The following is a 20,881-nucleotide window of genomic DNA, read 5'->3' as shown; positions in this document are numbered from 1 at the left end:
GCTACCCACACCCGGATCCTGGCCCGATCACTGAAAAAAAACTGCCCGGCCCCGGAGCCCGGGAGCGGCTGCCCGGCCTCGTCATTCCCGCTTATAACCAGACGCACCTGGTTATCACCCATTGTTCGGTTGGATGGCTGTAAAAAACTGGCATGGCGGCCGTTGCTGGTATAAAAAGACCCCCATCACTTATGCTGTAGTGGTTATGACTGCCCCGCGGCGGTCTTGCCCTTTTCACCAGGAGACGTATCCATGTTCAAATCCGCCAAGCTGCTGGGCGCCGCCATCGCCCTGTCCGCCACCCTGATCGCCCCCGCCATGGCCGCCGAGCCGGTCAAGGTCGGCATGTCCGGCCGCTATTTCCCCTTCACCTTCGTGCAGCAGGACAAGCTGCAGGGCTTCGAGGTCGACGTCTGGAATGAAATCGGCAAGCGCATCGGCCGGGACGTGGAGTTTGTGACCACCAATTTCTCCGGCCTGTTCGGCATGCTGGAAACCGGCCGCATCGACACCATCTCCAACCAGATCACCGTGACCGCAGAACGCAAGGAAAAGTACGACTTCTCCGAGCCCTACGTTTACGACGGCGCCCAGATAGTGGTGCGGCAGGGCAACGACAGCATCCAGGGCCTGGAGGATCTCAAGGGCAAGAAGGTGGCGGTCAACCTGGGCTCCAACTTCGAACAGCTGATGCGCCAGTACGACACCAACAACGAAATCGACATCATCACCTACGAGACCAACCTGGAGCAGGACGTGGCCCTGGGCCGGATCGACGCCTTCGTAATGGACAGGGTCGGCTCCGCCCAGCTGATCAAGGAAGCGGGCCTGCCGCTGCAACTGGCCGGCCACCCCTTCGAGACCATGGAAAACGCCTTCCCCTTCGTGAAGAAGGCGGAGCAGCAGGCGCTGCTGGCCGAGGTGAACCAGGCCCTGGCCGAGATGCGCGCCGACGGCACCCTGGCGCAAATCTCCGAGAAATGGCTGGGCGCGGACATCACCAGTAAATAAGCATGCAATTCGATCTCGACTACACCCTGGCGCTGTTTCCCATTTTGCTCAAATACTTGGGCACTACCATGGAAATGGCGCTGCTGGGTTTTGTGTTCGCCCTGATCATCGCCGTGGTGCTGGCGGTGATCAGAACCTTCCAGTTGCCGGGGCTCAACGCCCTGGCCAAGCTGTTCATCTCCTTCTTCCGCGGCACCCCGCTCTTGGTGCAGCTGTTCCTGCTGTACTACGGGCTGCCGCAGATCATGCCGGTGTTCATCGGCATGAACGCCTTTACCGCCGCCGTCATCGGCCTGACCCTGCACTTCGCCGCCTACATGGCCGAGTCGATCCGCGCCGCCATCCTCGGCATCCACAAGAGCCAGATGGAAGCGGCCATGAGCATCGGCATGACCCGAGGCCAGGCCATGGGCCGCATCATACTGCCCCAGGCGGCGCGCATCGCCACGCCCTCGCTGATGAACTACTTCATCGACATGATCAAGAGCACCTCCCTGGCCTTCACCCTGGGGGTGGCCGAGATCATGGCCTCGGCCCAGAAGGAAGCCTCCAGCAGCTTCAAGTTTTTCGAGGCCTTTATCGCCGTGGCCCTGATCTACTGGGCAGTGGTGGTGTTCTTCACCCATCTGCAGGGGCGGCTGGAGCGGCGCCTGAACTCGGCGTACTAGGGGGCCACCATGATCAAACTGCGTAACCTGACCAAGGTGTACAACGGCCAGACGGTGCTGAACGGCATCGATCTGGACATCAACAAAGGGGAAATCGTGGTGATACTGGGGCCCTCCGGCACCGGTAAATCCACCCTGCTGCGCTGCCTCAACCTGCTGGAAACCCCCGAGGCCGGCACCCTGGAGATCGACGGCTTCCACATCGATCTGGCCCGGCATAGCGGCAAGCAGGCGATAGCGCTGCGCAAGCGCACCTCCTTCGTGTTCCAGAACTACGCCCTGTTCGCCAACAAGACCGCCCGTGACAACATCGCCGAGGGGCTGATCACCGTGTGGAAGAAACCCAGGGCCGAAGCCCGCGCCGAGGCCATGCGCATCCTCGGCGACATCGGCCTGGCCGACAAGGCCGACGCCTACCCCTCCTCCCTCTCCGGCGGCCAGCAGCAGCGGGTCGGCATCGGCCGGGCCATGGCCAGCCATGCCAAGGTGATGCTGTTCGACGAGCCCACCTCGGCACTGGATCCGGAATGGGTGGACGAGGTGCTGGGGCTGATGAAAAAATTGGCCCTGGCCCACCAGACCATGGTGGTGGTGACCCACGAGATCGGTTTCGCCCGGGACGTGGCGGATCGGGTGATCTTTATGGACGGCGGCCGCATCGTGGAGCAGGGGCCGCCCGCCACCCTGCTCACCAACCCCCAGGATCCCCGCACCCGCGCCTTTCTGCGCAAGGTGCTGCCGGCGGCTTGAGGGAGAACCCCTCGGCTTGCCAAGGCCGCGGGGCCCTGTATAATCCAGGCCCCGCGATCCTGTTGGATCCGGGATCGATCCGGTCGGGCCAGCATGCGGCAGGGCCGTGTCGAGATTAATGCTATGCCGATTGACGCCAGGCACTTAACTGTTTAGAATTCGGCCTCTTTTGTGGGACCGTTTCGCGGTGATGTCGAGCATCGGCGGCAGAGCGGTCAAACTGTACAGTCAACTGACAAACGGTAATAACGATGAAACGCACTTTTCAACCTTCAAATTTGAAGCGCAAGCGCAGCCACGGTTTCCGTGCTCGTATGGCCACCAAAAACGGCCGTAAAGTACTGGCTTCCCGCCGCGCCAAAGGTCGTGCCCGTCTGAGCGCCTAATGGCCAGGCATGCCTTTCCACGGGAGTTACGTCTGCTAACTCCCGCACAATTCAAAAACGTCTTCGACAACCCCGTCAGAGCCGCCTCCCCCCATCTCACTCTGCTTGCCAAACCCAATGAATCCGGTCACCCCCGGCTGGGACTCGCCGTGCCCAAGAAGGCGCTCAAGCGGGCCGTCTGGCGCAACCGGGTCAAGCGGGTAGTGCGCGAATCCTTCCGCCTGCGGCAACACCGGCTGCCCGCCGTGGACATAGTGGTGATCGCCAAGCAGGGCATAGGGGATGTGCCGAATGACGAACTGTTCGAGCTGCTGGATAGACTATGGCGCACCCTTTCTCGCCGTTGCAATGGCTCAGCATAGGCCTTATCCGCCTTTACCAACTGGTTATCAGCCCCCTGCTCGGCCCCAGGTGCCGTTTCACTCCCACCTGTTCCCAATACGCCATTGAAGCCATCCGGCTCCACGGTTTTTTAAAAGGCGGTTGGTTAACCGTCAAACGTCTATTAAAATGCCACCCTTTAGGTCCAAGCGGCCACGATCCGGTCCCGCAACCCAAGCGAAGAAACTGACTTATGGAATCTCAACGCAATATACTTCTTATCGCTCTGCTGCTGGTGAGCTTCCTCATCTGGCAACAGTGGCAAACGGACAAAGCGCCCCAGCCAGAAACGGCGCAAAGCACCCAGACCAGCGCCGGCGAGGAGACCTTTATCCCCGAAGCGGATCAGGCCGGTGGCGAAATCCCGACCGGTGAGGCGCCGGTGGCCGCCAGCCGCCGCCTGGTGACCATCAGCTCCGACTCGCTCCGGCTGACCGTGGACACCCAGGGCGGCGACATCGTCCGCGCCGAGCTGCTCGAGCACGACCGCGACCTCAATTCCGACGAAAAATTCGTGCTGCTGAGCAACAGCCCCAACTTCGTGCACGTGGCCCAGAGCGGCCTGATCGGCCGCGACGGCCCCGACGGCCGCGCCGAAGGCCGCCCGGTCTACCAGGTGGAGCAGGCCAGCTACCAGCTGGCCGACGGCCAGGACAGCCTGACCGTGCCCATGACCTTCACCAACGAGCAGGGCGTGGTGTTCACCAAAACCTTCACCCTCAAGCGCAATGAGCATGTGGTGGAAGTGGGCTACCGGATCGACAACCAGAGCGCCGAGCCGGTGCAGACCCAGCTCTACGGCCAGCTCAAGCAGAGCGAGAACGATCCCGACGCCAAGGGCAGCGGCATGCTGATGGCCGCCGCCTACCGCGGCCCCGCCTACTCCAGCAGCGACACCCGCTACAGCAAGTACGACTTCAAGAAGGTGCGTGAAGCCAACCTGAACCAGACCACCGAAGGCGGCTGGGTCAGCATGCTGCAGCACTACTTCGTGTCCGCCTGGATCCCGGCCCAGGACCAGCAGAACCAGCTGTACACCGTGGCCCTGAGCAACCAGGGCCAGGCCATCATCGGCTTCAAGGCACCGCTGGTCACCGTCGCACCCGGCAGCGAGCAGAGCCTCTCCGCCCGGCTGTGGCTGGGCCCCAAGCTGCAGGACGAGATGGCCGAAGTGGCCCCCAACCTGGACCTGACCGTGGACTACGGCTGGCTGTGGTTTATCGCCCAGCCGCTGTTCAAGCTGCTGCAGCTCCTGCAGAGCTTCGCCGTCAACTGGGGCCTGGCCATCATCCTCACCACCTTCGTGGTGCGCGGCCTGATGTACCCCCTGACCAAGGCCCAGTACACCTCCATGGCCAAGATGCGCATGCTGCAACCCAAGCTGGTGGCCCTGCGCGAGCGCTACGGCGACGACCGCCAGAAGATGTCCCAGGGCATGATGGAGCTGTACAAGAAGGAAAAGGTCAACCCGCTCGGCGGCTGCCTGCCCATACTGGTACAGATGCCGATCTTCATCGCCCTGTACTGGGTGCTGATGGAGTCGGTGGAGCTGCGCCACGCGCCCTTCTTCCTGTGGATCAACGACCTGTCGGTGCGCGACCCCTACTTCGTGCTGCCCATCCTGATGGGCGCCAGCATGTTCGTGATCCAGAAGATGAGCCCGACCACGGTCACCGACCCGATGCAGCAGAAGGTGATGCAGTTCATGCCGATCATCTTCACCTTCTTCTTCCTGTGGTTCCCCGCCGGCCTGACCCTGTACTGGCTGGTGAGCAACGTGGTCACCATAGTCCAGCAGTGGTTTATCTTCCGCCAGCTGGAGAAGAAAGGCCTGCACGGCAAGGCCACCTCCTGAGGCCACTGGCCCGGAAGACGCTAAACCAATACACTAGGCGGCCTGAAGGCCGCCTTTTTTGTTGTTGTGGAGTGAATCATGTCTAACGAAACCATCGTCGCCCAGGCCACCGCCCCCGGACGCGGCGGCGTAGGAATCATCCGGGTTTCCGGCCCCCGGGCCGAAGCCGTGGCCCAGGCTGTGCTCGGCAAGGTGCCCAGGGTGCGCCATGCCGACTACCTGCCGTTCCAGGACGAGCAGGGCCAGGTACTGGACCAGGGCATCGCCCTGCTGTTCAAGGGCCCCCACAGCTTCACCGGCGAAGACGTGCTCGAGCTGCAGGGCCACGGCGGCCCCGTGGTGCTGGACATGCTGGTACGCCGCATCCTGGCCCTGCCCGGCCTGCGTCCGGCCCGGGCCGGCGAGTTCAGCGAACGCGCCTTCCTCAACGACAAGCTGGACCTGGCCCAGGCCGAGGCCATCGCCGACCTGATCGAAGCCTCCAGCGAGCAGGCTGCCCGCTCGGCGCTGCAGTCGCTGCAGGGCGAGTTCTCCGCCCATGTCCACGGCCTGGTGGAAGCGCTTACCAACCTGCGCATCTATGTGGAAGCGGCCATCGACTTTCCCGACGAGGAGGTGGACTTCCTCTCCGATGGCAAGATCGCCGGCGAGCTGTACGGCATCATGGACCGGCTGGCCGAGGTGCAGCGCCAGGCCCGCCAGGGCGCCATCATGCGCGAAGGCATGAAGGTGGTGATCGCCGGCCGGCCCAACGCCGGCAAGTCCAGCCTGCTCAACGCCCTGGCCGGCAAGGAGTCGGCCATCGTCACCGACATCGCCGGCACCACCCGCGACGTGCTGCGGGAATACATCCATATCGACGGCATGCCGCTGCACGTCATCGACACCGCCGGCCTGCGCGAGGCCACCGACGCGGTGGAGCGCATCGGCATCGAGCGGGCCTGGAGCGAAATCGAACAGGCCGACCGCATCCTGTTCATGGTGGACGGAACCACCACCCGCGCCCTGCACCCACGCGAGATCTGGCCCGACTTCGTCGACCGCCTGCCCGCCCACATCGGCCTGACGGTGGTGCGCAACAAGGCGGATCTGAGCGGCGAGGCGCTTACCGTGGTGAGCGACGGCGAACACCCGGTCTACCCCATTTCCGCCAAGACCGGCCTCGGCATCGACGCCCTCAAGGAGCACCTCAAGGCCTGCATGGGCTACCAGAGCGGCACCGAAGGCGGCTTCAGCGCCCGCCGCCGCCACCTGGACGCCCTGCACCACGCCGACCAGCACCTGATCATGGCCAAGGAGCAGCTCGAGGTGTACATGGCCGGCGAACTGGTGGCGGAAGAACTGCGCCTGGCCCAGGAGCAGCTCAGCCAGATCACCGGCGAATTCAGCTCCGACGACCTGCTGGGACGGATTTTCTCGAGCTTTTGTATCGGGAAGTGAAGAGGATGCCGGGAAGGTGGCACGGCATTCCCGGGCTGGCCGAGCCGCACGCCGGACACACTGGCCGCGACCCGTCAACGAAGCGGTGTGCCGAACTCGTCTTCCCGGCGGCCTTGTTCATCTTTTTTTGTGAAACTATAATTTCATAAAATCCTGTTTTATGAATGTGTAGTGTCATGCAGACCAAACAAAAACGCCAGGCCGTCGTCTTCCCCAAAGAGCAGAAGATCCTGCAACAGCTCGGGGAGAATATCCGTCTGGCGATGAAACGCCGCAAGATCACCCAGACGATGATCGCAGAGCGCACAGGCTTGTCCAAGCCAACGTTGCGCAACATCGAGCGTGGCGAGTCCACCGTGTCGATCGGGCACTACCTGCGCGTGCTGGCGGTACTGGGACTGGCAGAGGATCTGGCCAAGGTGGCGCTGGATGATGCCATGGGGCGCAAACTGCAGGACATTGCACTGCTGAAAACCACTCAGCCGGGAGCCAGGCCCGCATCGGGCCGGCCCTCTTCCACCTCGGGTGGGATGCCACCCCCTCCCACGCCAAAGGCATCGGCACCGGCGTCGCAACCAGCCAGCTCCCAGCGTATACAATCACTGCTGGAGTTGGCCAGGTCTCGGGCAAACCAGGATGACGGGCAAGGGCAGAACGCGCACGACGGTCAGCCTGATACCTCCTCAAGCGGAGAGGACACATGAGCCGTGATATCCATGTCTTTGCCGACTGGATCGAAGACGAGCCCGTCCTGATCGGAACCCTGACGGCGGATCAGGTACGCGGCAAAGAGCACTTCAGCTTCGCCTATGCGCTCGACTGGCTTCGGCGGGGCGATGCTCCCTATTTGAAGATCGATCCTGATCTTCACCTGTTTGAAGGCAACCAGCACAAGGGGGATGATCGCAACTTCAGGACCTTTCTGGACTCCTGTCCTGATCGTTGGGGCCGTTTGCTGATGCAGCGACGCGAAGCGGCACTGGCCCGCCGGGAGGGCCGGCGAGTGAACCCCCTGCAAGAGAGCGATTACCTTCTGGGTGTGTATGATGAATACCGTATGGGCGCCCTGCGCTTCAAGACAGATCTGAAGGGCCCCTTTCTCGACGATGACAAGCGCCTCTCGGCACCCCCGATGACATCGCTGCGAGAACTCGAACATGCCGCCCGACAGGTCGAGCAGAATCTGGACCATGATGATCCCGACTACATGAAGTGGCTGTCCATGCTGATCTCGCCAGGCTCTTCCCTGGGCGGCGCCCGCCCGAAAGCCTCGGTAGCGGACGAGCAGGGCCATCTCTGGATCGCCAAGTTTCCCAGCCAGCATGACGACCATGATATCGGTGCCTGGGAATACCTGACCTACCTCCTGGCACAGAACGCCGGCATTGAGATGGCCGAATGCCGCATCGCGCGCTACAACTCGGTTCATCACACCTTTCTGACCAAACGCTTTGATCGCGATGGCGACCAACGCCTTCATTTTTCGTCGGCCATGACGCAGCTCGAATACTACGACGGCGAGGACGGCGCCAGCTATCTGGAGCTCGCCGAGTTTCTGACCAACCACGGCAGCCACACCCAGGACGACCTGGCCCAACTGTGGCGTCGTATCGTCTTTAACATTGCGGTTTCCAATGTCGATGACCACCTACGCAACCATGGCTTTCTGTTTGACGGTGAAGGCTGGCGCCTGTCCCCCGCGTACGACATCAACCCGACGGCGATGGCCAATGGCCTGCACCTCAACATCGATGAAAAGGACAACAGTTTGAGCTATGAGCTGGCCTTCGAGGTCATCGAGTTCTTCCAGCTCACCCAGGAGAAGGCCGAGGATATCTTCGTTAACGTCCTGGCATCGGTAGGCCAATGGCGTGAACTTGCCAACCGGCTCGGCATTTCGCGCGCCGAGCAAGAAGCCATGAAGTCTGCGTTCAATATCAATTAACAGTGAAGCTACAGCTTTATTTATTGCACATTAGGGAAATTATAGTTTCACTTAAATTACCTACTCATGGCTCATCCACCATTATGGCGCGTCCTGCCATAACGGACGGTCCAACAACCGATATGGGGTATCTTCTGCCAGAACAAGGCGTTACGAGGCGACCATTTGGCCTGATAACGAGGACAACCGGCGGTGGCTTATGGGCAGGCCAACTTTTCCAAATAGGGTCGGCGGGTTATATAATTCGCCTTGGTCACTGGCAGCAAGCAGGGAAACCGGTAAAAGCCCCCTGAAAATCAAAAGGATAACAAGATGAAGCGAATGTGGATGGTCCGGGGGGAAGGGGGTAGCCTGTATGATGCGTTTCGGGAGCGCAGGGTCGTTGCCGTTGGCTGGAGCCAATTGGCTGCCCACGCCAAACCAGGTATTGGGCGCAAACGGTTGATTGAGGTGTATCAGCATGCCGACCCCAAGGCCAAACAAGGTACCGTGATTTCCGGCGCTTCCCAGGTATGGCGTTTCGTCAACGAAATCCAGGCCGGTGACGGAGTGATCACTTACTCTCCAATCAATCGCACCTATATGGTTGGCACGATCACCGGTGGGGCCGAGCATCGCCCGGAATGGACAGAGCAAGGTATGCCACTGATCCGCGCCGTGGAGTGGCAGCCGCAGGAAGTATCCCGTGACAGCCTAGGCACGACAACCAAGAATACCCTGGGGTCGACATTAACCGTCTTCGAAGTTCCCCCAACCGCGATGCGGGAAGTCATGGCGGCGCTGTCCGGCACGCCGGCGCCGGCACCCGAAGAAGATAATGGGGATGAAACCGTTGCAGATCCGCTGGCAAACATCGAAGTACAGGCGCTGGAACGCATCAAGGACAAAGTAAACGAACTGAGCTGGGAAGAAATGCAGGAACTGGTCGCCGGTATCCTGCGCGCCATGGGCTACAAAACCCAGATCTCACCGGCCGGTGCAGACCGCGGCAAGGATATTGTTGCATCACCCGACGGTTTCGGCTTCGAACACCCACGCATTGTGGTGGAGGTCAAACACCGTAAGGAGCAGATGGGCAGCCAGGAGATCCGCAGTTTTCTTGGCGGCAGGCACAAAGACGATCGCGGCCTCTACGTAAGCACCGGCAGCTTCAGCAAGGATGCCCAATACGAAGCCGATCGCGCCGCCATCCCGCTGGCACTGTGGACGTTGGACCATGTGGTCCGCGCCCTGATCGAACACTACGATACCACCGATGCCGAAACCAAGCGCCTCGTGCCGTTGAAGCGGTTATACTGGCCAGCTTGAGTTAGCAATGAACAACATTTGCTCGACGACATTACTACAGGCACTTAGGCACGCGGGCGTGCCCTGTCAAGACTCCATCAAGGTGAACAAAAATGGCGCAAGCTGATACCTTGGTAGCCCTGGTGAAAGCAGCCAGCAGCGGCAACCAGCAAACATTCCGAAAATCAACCGAGGAATTGATTAAGGAAGAGCGTCGCAAAGGGCACCGGATCCTGGCTGAGCGCTTGGAAAAGGCACTGCAAGCATCCTCTTCCCAGACGTTCTTGTTTCAATCACCCTCGCAAACGGCCAGACAGACTCAAACCGGAGGAGCTGTGCCGAAGGACCTCGTTGTCGAGACCACTCCCGAGCGTTCCTTGGACAGCCTGATACTCGCGGATGCTATACGCGGGCAATTACAAGAAGTCGTCGAGGAACAGCACCGCTCAGAGTTGCTCCACGCCCATGGTCTAAGCCCAAGGCACCGCATCCTGTTGGCTGGGCCTCCAGGGAATGGAAAAACGTCCGTAGCCGAAGCTTTGGCGTTCGAGTTGATGGTACCGCTGATCGTAGTGCGCTATGAGTCGCTGATTGGTAGCTATCTGGGCGAGACTTCGAGTCGTTTGAAGGCACTGCTAGATTATGCTAGGACACGTCGCTGTGTATTGCTCTTCGACGAGTTCGAAACACTGGGTAAAGAGCGCGGCGATACCCATGAGACGGGGGAGATAAAGCGTGTCGTCAGTTCCCTGCTACTTCAGATCGATGAGCTTCCCGACTATGTAGTGGTTATCGCGGCCAGCAACCATCCTGAGCTTTTGGACAGAGCAGTCTGGCGCCGTTTTCAGGTTCGTATGGAGCTTCCCCTTCCCACTCGTGCTCAACTAACCGCTTTCATTACTGGTATCAGCAAACGCAGCAAAGTCGATTTTGGCCTTGCTGCTGAAACCGTCGCTAAGCGACTTTTAGGATTGAGTTTTTCGGAAGTAGAAGAGTTTTGTCTGGGGGTAGTGCGAAGGGCCGTACTGGATCAAAGGGTAGACGATGCCAAAGCGATTACCCTGTCTAGGTTGGAACACTGGAAAAAACGATTAACGCCGAAGAATAAAGAAGCGCTAGACGAGTAAGGCGCAAGGAGGGGGCATGCCTGAGTATTTTCCGCTACTGGTTTTTCCTGAAAAACGGGTTCTGCCTCCGGAGAAAGGAAAAGGCTTTCCATCAGGAAAGCAGAAGATTCCCGGCCACGGAACCCAGGTTGCCCGTATCGACAAGCAAATCGAGCAACTTGAACAGGACTTTGCAAAATATCAGGCAAGCCTGACGGGTGCCTTGGCTGGACTCGACCCCGAAATGGTTCTGGTCATCGAAATCGTTGGCCGCCTTGACGATTTCAAGCAGGCTGTCGAAGCGGCTGGTTTGGAGTGGCTGGGTGAAACCGAACTCGATGAAGTGGATGCCGAAGACGATGATTTCTATGAGTTGGATGCTGCCGGGCAGAGAACTGGCAAGTCACTGAGCGGCCGCGTGTTCCTAGCCATGAGCAGCATGGCTGGTTTACAGGAAATTCTTGCACTGTGGACACAATGGAAAGTTGCAGGCACGGTTCCGCATGGAAAGAAAAAATGGGAAATCGTCTTCAGTCAACTCAACGTACTACGTCGCTGGGGCATTGAGGAAACACTGGTTGAAACAGGAATGATCGACCGGTGGAATGACCTGCTTGACCCCATACAACCAGACGAAAAAATCACCTTCCAGATCGAGCTTTTCTACAGGAAAAGGCAGGAGACAAGACAACAGAATGAAGCCCTGATTGGATCACTGCTCGAAAGCCTAGGCGGCAAGATGCTGTCCCGTTTCCTTGATATACCGCAAATCGCCTTCCATGCGGTTAAAGCTGAGCTTCCTGCACAAGCCATCCAGACGCTTCTTACTCAAGTGGGTACTGAGGGAAAAGATATCGACATCGAGCTATTCAAGTTCTCTGGCATTATGTACTTCCGCCCCACGGGGCAAAGCCTGGCCGCTTCGGAAGAAGGCGAAGGAGAGCCAGGAGTTTTCCCGCAAAGCCTCAGTGACCTTGCACCTATAGCAGCCCTGCTCGATGGCGCCCCCCTTCAACAGCATGAAGCCCTGAAAGATCGCGTGCTGATTGATGATGCTTTTGGCTTGGAAGCGGCCTATCAGCCAGGAGAGCGCAAACATGGCACGGCCATGGCGTCATTGATTCTACATGGTGACCGCAGTAATCCGGAGTCCGAGGCTTTGCGGAGGAAACTGTACTGCATCCCGGTCATGCAACCCGACCACCAAACGCGAGACCATGATGAACATATGCCGGACGATGTCTTCTTCGAAGACCGTATCCATATTGCCGTCAGGCGTATGTTCGAGGGCTTTGACGATGTTCCACCCCAAGCCCCCACGATCAAGGTTATCAACCTCTCCATTGGAGATACCGCGCGGGAGTTCATCCATACACCGAGTCCGTGGGCAAGGCTGCTGGACTGGCTTTCCTATCGTTACAGAGTGTTATTTTGCGTAAGTGCGGGGAACTATAGCGAAGATATTGATCTTGGGCTCAATCAGCAACAATTCGATGCGCTTTCCGACGATGACAGGATAGATGCCTTGATCAAAGGAATATCTCAAACTTTATCCTCGCGTCGCCTGCTCTCACCTGCCGAAGCCATAAACGCCATCACGGTAGGAGCTGCCCATACGGACGACTCGGGCGAGGCATATCCCAGGCATGGGCAAAGAGTTGATATTTTGCCTTCTCAAGTGCTTTTCAGTCCTGCCTCTCGTTTAGGTTTTGGCTTCCGACGAGCCATCAAGCCAGACATCCTCATGCCGGGAGGAAGACAACTCTACAACGCTCCTATACAAAACGGCTCATCCACGTACAAAATTAACAGCTCGGTCGCCAAACCAGGCCAGAAAGTTGCGCTCGACAGCAAAGAGCAAGGCCTGTTGAGTCATGAAGCATTCTGGCGTGGAACCAGCAATGCCACCGCCTTGGCTACCCGCAGCGCGATCCGACTCTATGACATGTTGGATAGGCTTCGTGCCGAAGAGGGTGAGAATATCCCTGAAGAATTGATGTCTGTGCTGGTAAAAGCGCTGCTGGTGCATGGCGCCAAGCAAGACAACGACGGTAAGCGGCATCTTGAACAAGCGTTAAAGGATTCACGCAACTCTCGCCAGTTCAAACAGGTGATTGCACGCTATCTTGGCTATGGTGCCGTGGATATAGAGCGAGTATTGAGCTGTACTGCACAGCGAGCTACCGTTCTGGGGTGCGGAGAGATCCGCGAAAACGAGGTGCACGAATACACCTTCCCCATCCCCCTCGGCTTCTCCTCTCAGAAAAGCTGGCGACGGCTGGTCGTAACGTTGGCTTGGCTGACGCCCATTAACACGGATCACCGCAACCTCCGCGAAGCCAAGCTGTTCTTGGAACCTGGCGGCAGCAATTGGTCCAATCAAGTACTCAAGTTGGAGCGTCAGGACGGTGATCACAATCAGGTTACACGCGGAACGGTGCAGCATGAGGTGTTGGAAGGCAAGAGCCAGATCCAGGCCTTCGAAGACGGCGAAAACCTGCGTATTCGTGTAACCTGCAAAAATGATGCGACGGCTCGCCTGGATGCTATCATCCCCTACGGACTGGCGGTCACGCTGGAGGCGAAAGAAGATATCCCTATCTATCAGCAGGTTCGGGCACGTATCAAACAGCCGGTACGCATTGCCCCTGGCATAGGCCGATAACCACTAGCACAACATACACCTTACGTATCAAGGCATTTCTTAATGAGACCCATTGAACACCAATTTTTCGACGACCTGGAGAAAAAGCTTTGGACCGCCGCCGACAAGCTGCGCTCCAACCTTGACGCCGCCGTGTACAAACACGTCGTGCTCGGGTTGATCTTCCTCAAGTACGTCTCCGACGCGTTCGAGGAACGGCAGCGGGAACTGCGCGAACAGTTCACCAATCCGGAACATGACTACTACATGGATCCGGAAGAATACGGCGGTGCAGGTACGCAGGAATATGAGAACAACATCGCCGCCGAGCTGGAAGTGCGCGATTACTACACCGAAAAGAACGTGTTCTGGGTACCTGTCGAAGCCCGCTGGAAAACCCTGCGCGATTGCGCGCAACTCCCGCCCAAAGCGGCGCTGCCGTGGAACAAGCCGGGCAAGGATGAACCCGAGGAAATGCGCTCGGTCGGCTGGCTGATCGACAACGCCATGGAAGCCGTCGAGCGCGAGAACGCGCGCTTGAAGAATGTGCTGAACAAGGACTTCGCCCGAGTGCAGCTCGACTCCAGCAAGCTGGCCGGGCTGATCAGCCACTTTTCCGATACCGACTTCAGCGCCAAGGAATACAAGGGCCAGCCGCTGGATCTGAAATCCAAGGACATTCTCGGTCACGTCTACGAATACTTCCTCGGCCAGTTCGCCCTGGCCGAAGGCAAGAAGGGCGGCCAGTACTACACGCCCAAGAGCATCGTCACCCTGATCGTGGAAATGCTCCAGCCATTCAAGGGCCGCGTCTACGATCCGGCCATGGGCTCCGGTGGCTTCTTCGTGCAAAGCGAGGAGTTTATCGAGCAGCACGGCGGCAAGGCCGCCAATGGCAAGAGCGGGCAGATCAGCGTCTATGGGCAAGAGAGCAATCCCACCACCTGGCGGCTGGCCGCGATGAACATGGCCATTCGTGGCATCGACTTCAACTTCGGTGGAGGCCCGGCGGATACCCTGCTCAACGACCAGCACCCGGACCTGCGCGCCGACTTTGTGATGGCCAACCCGCCCTTCAACATGAAGGAATGGTGGAACGAAAAGCTCACCAACGATCCGCGCTGGATCGCCGGCACGCCGCCGCAAGGCAACGCCAACTTCGCCTGGCTGCAGCATATGCTCTACCACCTGGCCCCTAGCGGCAGCATGGCGCTGCTGCTGGCCAATGGTTCGATGAGCTCCAACACCAATAACGAAGGCGAAATCCGCAAGCGGCTGATCGAGGATGGCTACGTGGAGTGCATGGTCGCGCTGCCCGGCCAGTTGTTCACCAACACCCAGATCCCGGCCTGCATCTGGTTCCTGACCCGCGACAAACAAAACGGCTTTGCGCTGGACAAGAAGAAGCGTGACCGACGCGGCCAGTTTCTATTTATCGACGCCCGCCAGATGGGCTATATGAAGGATCGTGTACTGCGTGACTTCAACTCGAAGGACATTCAGAAAATCGCCGACACCTTCCATGCCTGGCAGCAGGGCGAAGGTTATGAGAATATACCCGGCTTCTGCTACTCCACCACGCTGGAAGAAATTCGCAAGCAAGAGCATGTGCTCACGCCGGGGCGTTATGTGGGCGCGGCTGAGCAAGAAGAGGATGGCGAACCCTTTGCCGAGAAGATGCAACGACTGACGGCGCAGTTGAAAGATCAGTTTGAGAAAAGCGCTGAGCTGGAGGGTGAGATAAAAAAGAATTTGGCGGGGCTGGGCTATGGCTGCTGACTTGCGGATCACAGAGGTGGTTGACTTCAACCCACCAAGGCCGATCAAGCGCGGTACTCTCGCGCCTTTCGTTGACATGGCTGCGCTACCCGAGCATCAACGCGATATCGCGTATGTGTCTGAGCGAGAATTTACCGGCGGAGGCTCGCGCTTTCAGAACGGGGACACTCTGTTCGCCCGTATCACTCCTTGTCTTGAAAATGGCAAGACAGCCAAAGTAAATGCTCTGCCCGCAGGGTCCATTGCACATGGATCCACTGAATTCATCGTCATGGCAGCTAAAGCCCCAGAATACGACGAGGACTACGTATATTACCTAGCGCGCCACCCCGATTTCAGAGCTTTTGCTAAAGCTCGGATGGAAGGCACATCTGGTAGGCAGCGTGTTTCGTGGCAGGCGCTTTCTGACTTTTCGTTTTCCTTTCCACCTCCGGATCAAAGGAAAATTATTGGTTCCATTCTCCGAAAAATCGACGACAAAGTAGACCTCAACCGCCGTATCAACCACACCCTTGAAGCCATGGCGCAAGCCATCTTCAAGTCCTGGTTTATCGATTTCGACCCGGTCAAGGCCAAGATTTCCGCCATCGAACAAGGACAGGATCCGCTACGCGCCGCCATGCGCACCATCAGCGGCAAGACCGACACCGAACTCGACCAGATGCCCCGCGAGCACCACGACCAACTCGCTGCCGCCGCCGCACTATTTCCCGATGAGATGGAAGAATCGGAGTTGGGAGAGATTCCGAAGGGATGGGCTTGCGGTGTGCTGGGTGATATTTGCAGCTTTACAGCGGGTAGCGCGTTTAAGCCAGAACACCAGGGAAGCACGAAAGGGGACTATCCGTTTATCAAGGTTAGTGACATGAACCTTGCAGGCAACGAGGTATTCATTAAATCAGCCAACAATTATGTGAGCAAAGCGCAGCAGTCTGAAATGAGAGCCAAGTTACACCCATTGGGAGCGACAGTTTTTGCCAAGATCGGTGTGGCACTGATTTCGAATCGTCGGAGATTGCTAACCACCCCGACTATCATTGACAACAATTTGATGTCGGCCAGTCCCGCGGAAGGTAAATCGGGAGCATACTTCTTGTACTCGATGCTTAGCACAATTGATTTCAATACATTGGTCTCAGGCACTGCTTTGCCGTATCTCAACGTTTCAGATCTGAAGAAGATCCCTATTGTGCGCCCGCCGCACGACATCGGTGGTGCTTTTGAGCTGAAAGCAGCTTCGATTTTTTCGATGATGAAAACACTGGCGGAACAGAGTTCTACTCTCGCGGATACTCGCGACAATTTACTGCCTAAATTGTTGTCGGGTGAAATTGAACTTTCTGAAACTCTTGAGGGATGACCATGGAGTTTTGGCGCCCCAAGTATCATGAATATCTCAATTCCGAAGGGGATGTGGCCATCATTGGCTCTACCTTCCAGCGGAGTCGAATACTCAAAGAGTTAGAGCCTGAAACTTATCAACTATCTTTTGAGGACTGGGTTGAAGAGAGAAAAGCCAGCCTGCGTGAGTTGGCTGGTCAAATGCTTACTGTACACGACAACGCAAATCGCTTCGAGGCTCTTAAGAGAGCATATGAATCTCGGAATGTTGTTCCATTCCTTGGCGCAGGGATATCAATACCTAGTGGCTATCCAGGATGGACAAAATTTTTATGGGACCTACAGGCCGAGTCGCACGTCACAGAGGATGAACTGGAGTTGTTGTTAAATTCCGGAGATTATGAGGGTGCTGCTCAGCTGATTTACAACGATCTTGGTTCTGCGTTATTTAATAAGCAGCTTCAGGAGTGCTTTGATAGAAGTTGCACGGCGACTGGTGCAATAAATTTACTCCCACTCGTGTTTTCAGATTGTAATGTCGTCACCACCAATTTCGATAAATTGCTTGAGTCTGCCTTTTCTGGACAATCTCAAGGTTTTGACCAAGTGGTGCTTGGCACTAATTTGGAAGAGGCACTGCGCATTTCGAGTACTGGTGGAAGATACCTTCTAAAACTGCATGGCTCATGCGAGTCGATTGCAAGTCGTGTGCTGCTTCATGGTGAGTACGAGCAAGCCTATAGCGACTCAGGGGTTGTTAAGCGATTCTTTTCACGCTTTTTGTTCGGGAAGTCATTGTTATTTTTCGGTTGCAGCCTTTTGACAGACCGCACGCTACGAACAATGGAAGAAGTGGTCGCAGCCGAGGGTGCCCACACCCTTCCACAGCACTACGCTTTCCTTGAGTTGAAAGATGGGATCGATCGTGTAGAGCGGAAAAAGGACTTGGCAAAAGCCAACATATTTCCCATCTGGTATCCAGAGGGAGAACATGATGAATCTATCGAAGCCCTATTGTTGGCGCTGATGGAGGATGGGGCATGATCACGGAGCAAAAGCTTGAAGACGGCAGTATCACTTGGTTTCAGGAGCTTGGCTGGCAACACGTTCAGGGTTCAAGCATCTCACCAGATGGAGAAAGCCCCGCCCGCACTGATTATCACCAGGCCGTACTGCGCGACCGCCTGTTGGCGGCGCTATCACGCATCAATCCCCATGTTCCCGCCACCGTGCTAGAACAAGCCATACATGAATTGCTGACGGTCAGCGAACCACTGCTGATCGCCCGCAACCGTCGGGTGCACCGGCTGTTGCTGTCCGGTATCCCGGTCGAGTTTTCCGTGGGTGACGAAAAGCGCAGCGACCTGGTCAACCTGATCGACTTTGCCGAGCCGCGCAACAACGACTTCCTGTTGGTCAGCCAGTTCACCGTGAGCGGCACCAAACAGCCGCGCCGCCCGGACCTGGTGGCCTTCGTCAATGGCCTGCCGCTGGCGGTGATCGAACTGAAGAACCCGGCCAACGAGCAGACCGATATCTGGGATGCGTTCAACCAGATCCAGACCTACAAGGAAGAGATCAGCGACCTGTTTAACGCCAATGTGGCGGTCGTGGCCAGCGACGGCTTCACGGCACGGCTGGGCTCACTCACTGCCAACCAAGAGCGTATGCAGCCCTGGCGGGCAATTGCCAATGAGGATGACCGCCCGCTGCTGGCGTTCGAGTTGGAAACGCTGGTACGCGGCTTCTTTGAGCCTGCGCTGTTTCTCGACTACGTGCGCCACTTCGTGCTGTTCGAACAGGACGCCGACCAGATCATCAAGAAGATCGCCGGCTACCACCAGTTCCATGCCGTGCGCGAAGCGGTGAAAGCCACGGTAATAGCCGCTGCCGATAATACGAAAGTGGCAGAACAACGCGCTACCTATGGCCGGAATGTTCAGCCCGGCAGCCGCAAGGCCGGCGTGGTGTGGCACACCCAGGGTTCGGGCAAGAGCATCACCATGGCTTGCTACGCGGGCAAGCTGTTGCAGCAGCCGCAGATGAAGAACCCCACGCTGGTGGTGGTAACCGACCGCAACGATCTGGACGGCCAGTTATATGGCACCTTCTGCGCCGCCGAAGACCTGCTCAGGCAAACGCCGGTGCAGGCGGGCAGCCGTGAAGAGCTGCGCGAGATGCTGGCATCGCGCGAGGCGGGCGGCATTATCTTCACCACGGTGCAGAAGTTCGCCCTGCTGGACGACGAGGAGCAACACCCGCCGTTGTCGGATCGCAGCAATATCGTGGTGATCTCCGACGAGGCGCACCGCAGCCAGTACGGTATGAAGGGGAGGCTGGATACCAAGACGGGCAAGTATGTGTTCGGCTATGCCAAGCACCTGCGCGATGCGCTGACCAATGCCACCTTTATCGGCTTCACCGGCACGCCCATCGCCCAGGAAGACAAGGACACGCGGGCGGTGTTCGGCGACTATGTCAGCATCTACGACATCCAGGATGCGGTGGATGACGGCGCCACGGTGCCGATCTACTATGAAAGCCGCTTGGCCAAGCTGGACGTGAACCAGGCCGAGATCGACGCACTGAATGCCCAGGTGGATGAGGTCATCGAGGACGAGGAAGACCTCACCGCCCGCGAGAAGGCCAAGAGCGACTGGGCGGCACTGACTAAGCTGGTCGGCGCCAAGCCACGGCTGGAGCAGGTGGCGGCGGACCTAGTGCAGCATTTCGAGACGCGCACCGCCACGCTGGAAGGCAAGGCGATGATCGTCTGCATGAGCCGCGACATCTGCGCCGAGCTGTACAACGCCATCATCGCCCTGCGTCCGGATTGGCACGACGCCGACCCGGAAAGGGGCGCGATCAAGGTAGTGATGACCGGCTCGGCAGCGGACAAGCCCTTGCTGCAGCCGCACCTGAACAGCCAGCAGGTGAAGAAACGCCTTGAAAAGCGCTTCAAGGATCCGGCGGACCCACTGAAACTGGTGATAGTGCGCGATATGTGGCTGACCGGCTTCGACGCGCCCTGCTGCCACACCATGTATGCAGACAAGCCCATGAAGGGCCACAACCTGATGCAGGCCATTGCCCGCGTCAACCGGGTGTTCCGCAATAAGCCCGGCGGATTGGTGGTGGATTACATCGGTATCGCCAACGAGTTGAAAGCAGCGCTCAAAACCTACACCGAGTCCAAGGGCAAGGGCAACCCGGCCCACAATGCTGCCGAAGCCCTGGCGGTACTGCTGGAGAAGCTGGATATAGTACGCGGGCTGATGCATGGCTTCGACTACAGCGGGTTCGAGACCGATGCGATGCAACTGCTGGTGCCGGTGGCCAACCATATCCTGGGGCTGAAGGACGGCAAACAGCGCTTCCTCGATGCCATGTTGGCTGTGAGCAAGGCATTTTCGCTGTGCAACACGTTGGATGAGGCCGCCGCTCTGCGCACGGAGATTGCGTTCTTCGCCGCCATCAAGGCCGCCATCGTCAAGTTCACCACGGTAGACCGCAAGCGTTCCGACGCGGACAAGAACAGCGCGCTCAAGCAGATTCTGGACAATGCCATCGTGGCTGATGGGGTGGCGGATATCTTCGCCCTGGCGGGCCTGGACAAGCCCAACATAGGCCTGCTGTCCGACGAATTCCTGGAAGACGTGCGGCAGATGAAGAGCCGCAACCTGGCGGTGGAGCTGCTGGAAAAGCTGCTGCGCGACGAGATCAAGGCCCGGGCGCGTAACAACGTGGTGCAGGAGAAGAAGTACGGCGACCGCCTGCTGGAAACCCTGCGCAAGTACCACAACCGTGCAGTGGAGACGGCACAGGTCATCGAGGAATTGATCCAGATGGCCAAGGACTTTCAGGAAGTACTGGAACGCGAGGCCGCACTGGGGCTGAACCAGGATGAGATCGCCTTCTACGATGCGCTGGCAAACAACGAAAGTGCAGCACGAGAGCTGGGTGACGATATTCTCAAGAAGATCGCCATTGAGATCACCGAAAAACTGCGCAACTCCACCACAGTGGACTGGCAGGTACGAGAAAGCGTACGGGCAAAGCTACGAATTTTGGTGCGAAGGACCTTACAAAAGTGGAAATATCCACCGGACAAACAGCCGGAAGCCGTTGAACTGGTCTTGAAGCAAGCAGAGTCTCTTTCGAATGCATGGTCGAAATAATACGCAAACTGCTGCTCCAAAGGCGCGGCTGCATTTTTGACCAGTGATAGTGCCAGTTCCTGCCCCCGAGCGCCATGGCCATCCTGGCCTTCTGGGCGGGCAGGCTACCC

The 20,881-nt window shown here is 58.1% G+C and carries 17 protein-coding genes; all 17 read left to right on the top strand.

What is annotated here, in order from left to right; translation table 11 throughout:
• Positions 1-252 precede the first annotated feature (252 nt).
• The 17 genes from AN401_RS19620 (at position 253) to AN401_RS19540 (ending at position 20,771) form a co-directional block, all read left to right on the top strand.
• Complete coding sequence (locus AN401_RS19620) at positions 253-1,011, top strand: amino acid ABC transporter substrate-binding protein (protein WP_096780267.1); 759 nt, start codon at positions 253-255, stop codon at positions 1,009-1,011.
• A gap of 2 nt (positions 1,012-1,013) precedes the next feature.
• A complete protein-coding gene (locus AN401_RS19615) occupies positions 1,014-1,679 on the top strand; it encodes an amino acid ABC transporter permease (protein ID WP_094038862.1) in 666 nt (221 codons plus the stop codon).
• A gap of 9 nt (positions 1,680-1,688) precedes the next feature.
• Entirely contained in the window at positions 1,689-2,429 is a 741-nt protein-coding gene (locus AN401_RS19610; RefSeq protein ID WP_096780266.1) for an amino acid ABC transporter ATP-binding protein, read from the top strand.
• A gap of 251 nt (positions 2,430-2,680) precedes the next feature.
• On the top strand, positions 2,681-2,815 hold the full coding sequence (rpmH, locus tag AN401_RS19605; RefSeq protein ID WP_082633349.1) for a 50S ribosomal protein L34: 135 nt from the start codon (positions 2,681-2,683) through the stop codon (positions 2,813-2,815).
• Entirely contained in the window at positions 2,815-3,177 is a 363-nt protein-coding gene (gene rnpA / locus AN401_RS19600) for a ribonuclease P protein component (RefSeq protein WP_094038860.1), read from the top strand. The genes rpmH and rnpA overlap by 1 nt, the downstream gene beginning before the upstream one ends.
• Positions 3,138-3,386 (top strand): membrane protein insertion efficiency factor YidD, encoded by a 249-nt coding sequence (yidD, locus tag AN401_RS19595; RefSeq protein ID WP_176442004.1) that lies wholly within the window; start codon positions 3,138-3,140, stop codon positions 3,384-3,386. Before rnpA ends, yidD begins: the two co-directional genes overlap by 40 nt.
• A 3-nt stretch (positions 3,387-3,389) precedes the next feature.
• Positions 3,390-5,051 (top strand): membrane protein insertase YidC, encoded by a 1,662-nt coding sequence (gene yidC / locus AN401_RS19590; protein ID WP_096780265.1) that lies wholly within the window; start codon positions 3,390-3,392, stop codon positions 5,049-5,051.
• 78 nt (positions 5,052-5,129) lie between these two features.
• A complete protein-coding gene (gene mnmE / locus AN401_RS19585) occupies positions 5,130-6,491 on the top strand; it encodes a tRNA uridine-5-carboxymethylaminomethyl(34) synthesis GTPase MnmE (RefSeq protein ID WP_096780264.1) in 1,362 nt (453 codons plus the stop codon).
• Positions 6,492-6,667: 176 nt separating this feature from the next.
• On the top strand, positions 6,668-7,195 hold the full coding sequence (locus AN401_RS19580; protein WP_096780263.1) for a helix-turn-helix domain-containing protein: 528 nt from the start codon (positions 6,668-6,670) through the stop codon (positions 7,193-7,195).
• A complete protein-coding gene (locus AN401_RS19575) occupies positions 7,192-8,436 on the top strand; it encodes a type II toxin-antitoxin system HipA family toxin (protein WP_096780262.1) in 1,245 nt (414 codons plus the stop codon). Before AN401_RS19580 ends, AN401_RS19575 begins: the two co-directional genes overlap by 4 nt.
• Positions 8,437-8,748: 312 nt before the next feature.
• Entirely contained in the window at positions 8,749-9,744 is a 996-nt protein-coding gene (locus AN401_RS19570) for a restriction endonuclease (protein ID WP_096780261.1), read from the top strand.
• A 92-nt stretch (positions 9,745-9,836) separates the two neighbouring features.
• The gene (locus AN401_RS19565) at positions 9,837-10,850 is read left to right on the top strand and encodes an AAA family ATPase (protein WP_096780260.1); all 1,014 of its coding nucleotides are present in this window, start codon (positions 9,837-9,839) and stop codon (positions 10,848-10,850) included.
• Between the two features lie 16 nt (positions 10,851-10,866).
• The gene (locus AN401_RS19560) at positions 10,867-13,494 is read left to right on the top strand and encodes a S8 family peptidase (RefSeq protein WP_096780259.1); all 2,628 of its coding nucleotides are present in this window, start codon (positions 10,867-10,869) and stop codon (positions 13,492-13,494) included.
• A gap of 42 nt (positions 13,495-13,536) precedes the next feature.
• Positions 13,537-15,252 carry a class I SAM-dependent DNA methyltransferase gene (locus AN401_RS19555; protein ID WP_096780258.1) on the top strand — a complete coding sequence of 572 codons (1,716 nt, stop codon included), beginning with the start codon at positions 13,537-13,539 and terminating at the stop codon, positions 15,250-15,252.
• On the top strand, positions 15,242-16,612 hold the full coding sequence (locus AN401_RS19550; protein ID WP_096780257.1) for a restriction endonuclease subunit S: 1,371 nt from the start codon (positions 15,242-15,244) through the stop codon (positions 16,610-16,612). Before AN401_RS19555 ends, AN401_RS19550 begins: the two co-directional genes overlap by 11 nt.
• A gap of 2 nt (positions 16,613-16,614) precedes the next feature.
• The gene (locus AN401_RS19545) at positions 16,615-17,637 is read left to right on the top strand and encodes an SIR2 family protein (protein WP_157772343.1); all 1,023 of its coding nucleotides are present in this window, start codon (positions 16,615-16,617) and stop codon (positions 17,635-17,637) included.
• Entirely contained in the window at positions 17,634-20,771 is a 3,138-nt protein-coding gene (locus AN401_RS19540; RefSeq protein WP_096780255.1) for a type I restriction endonuclease subunit R, read from the top strand. The genes AN401_RS19545 and AN401_RS19540 overlap by 4 nt, the downstream gene beginning before the upstream one ends.
• Positions 20,772-20,881: the final 110 nt, after the last annotated feature.

Origin of the sequence: Zobellella denitrificans (assembly GCF_002407485.1) — a bacterium.
Taxonomy (GTDB): Bacteria; Pseudomonadota; Gammaproteobacteria; order Enterobacterales; family Aeromonadaceae; genus Oceanimonas; species Oceanimonas denitrificans.
The sequence above is the reverse complement of the archived record's forward strand: the minus strand, read 5'-3'. Positions and strand labels throughout refer to the sequence as shown.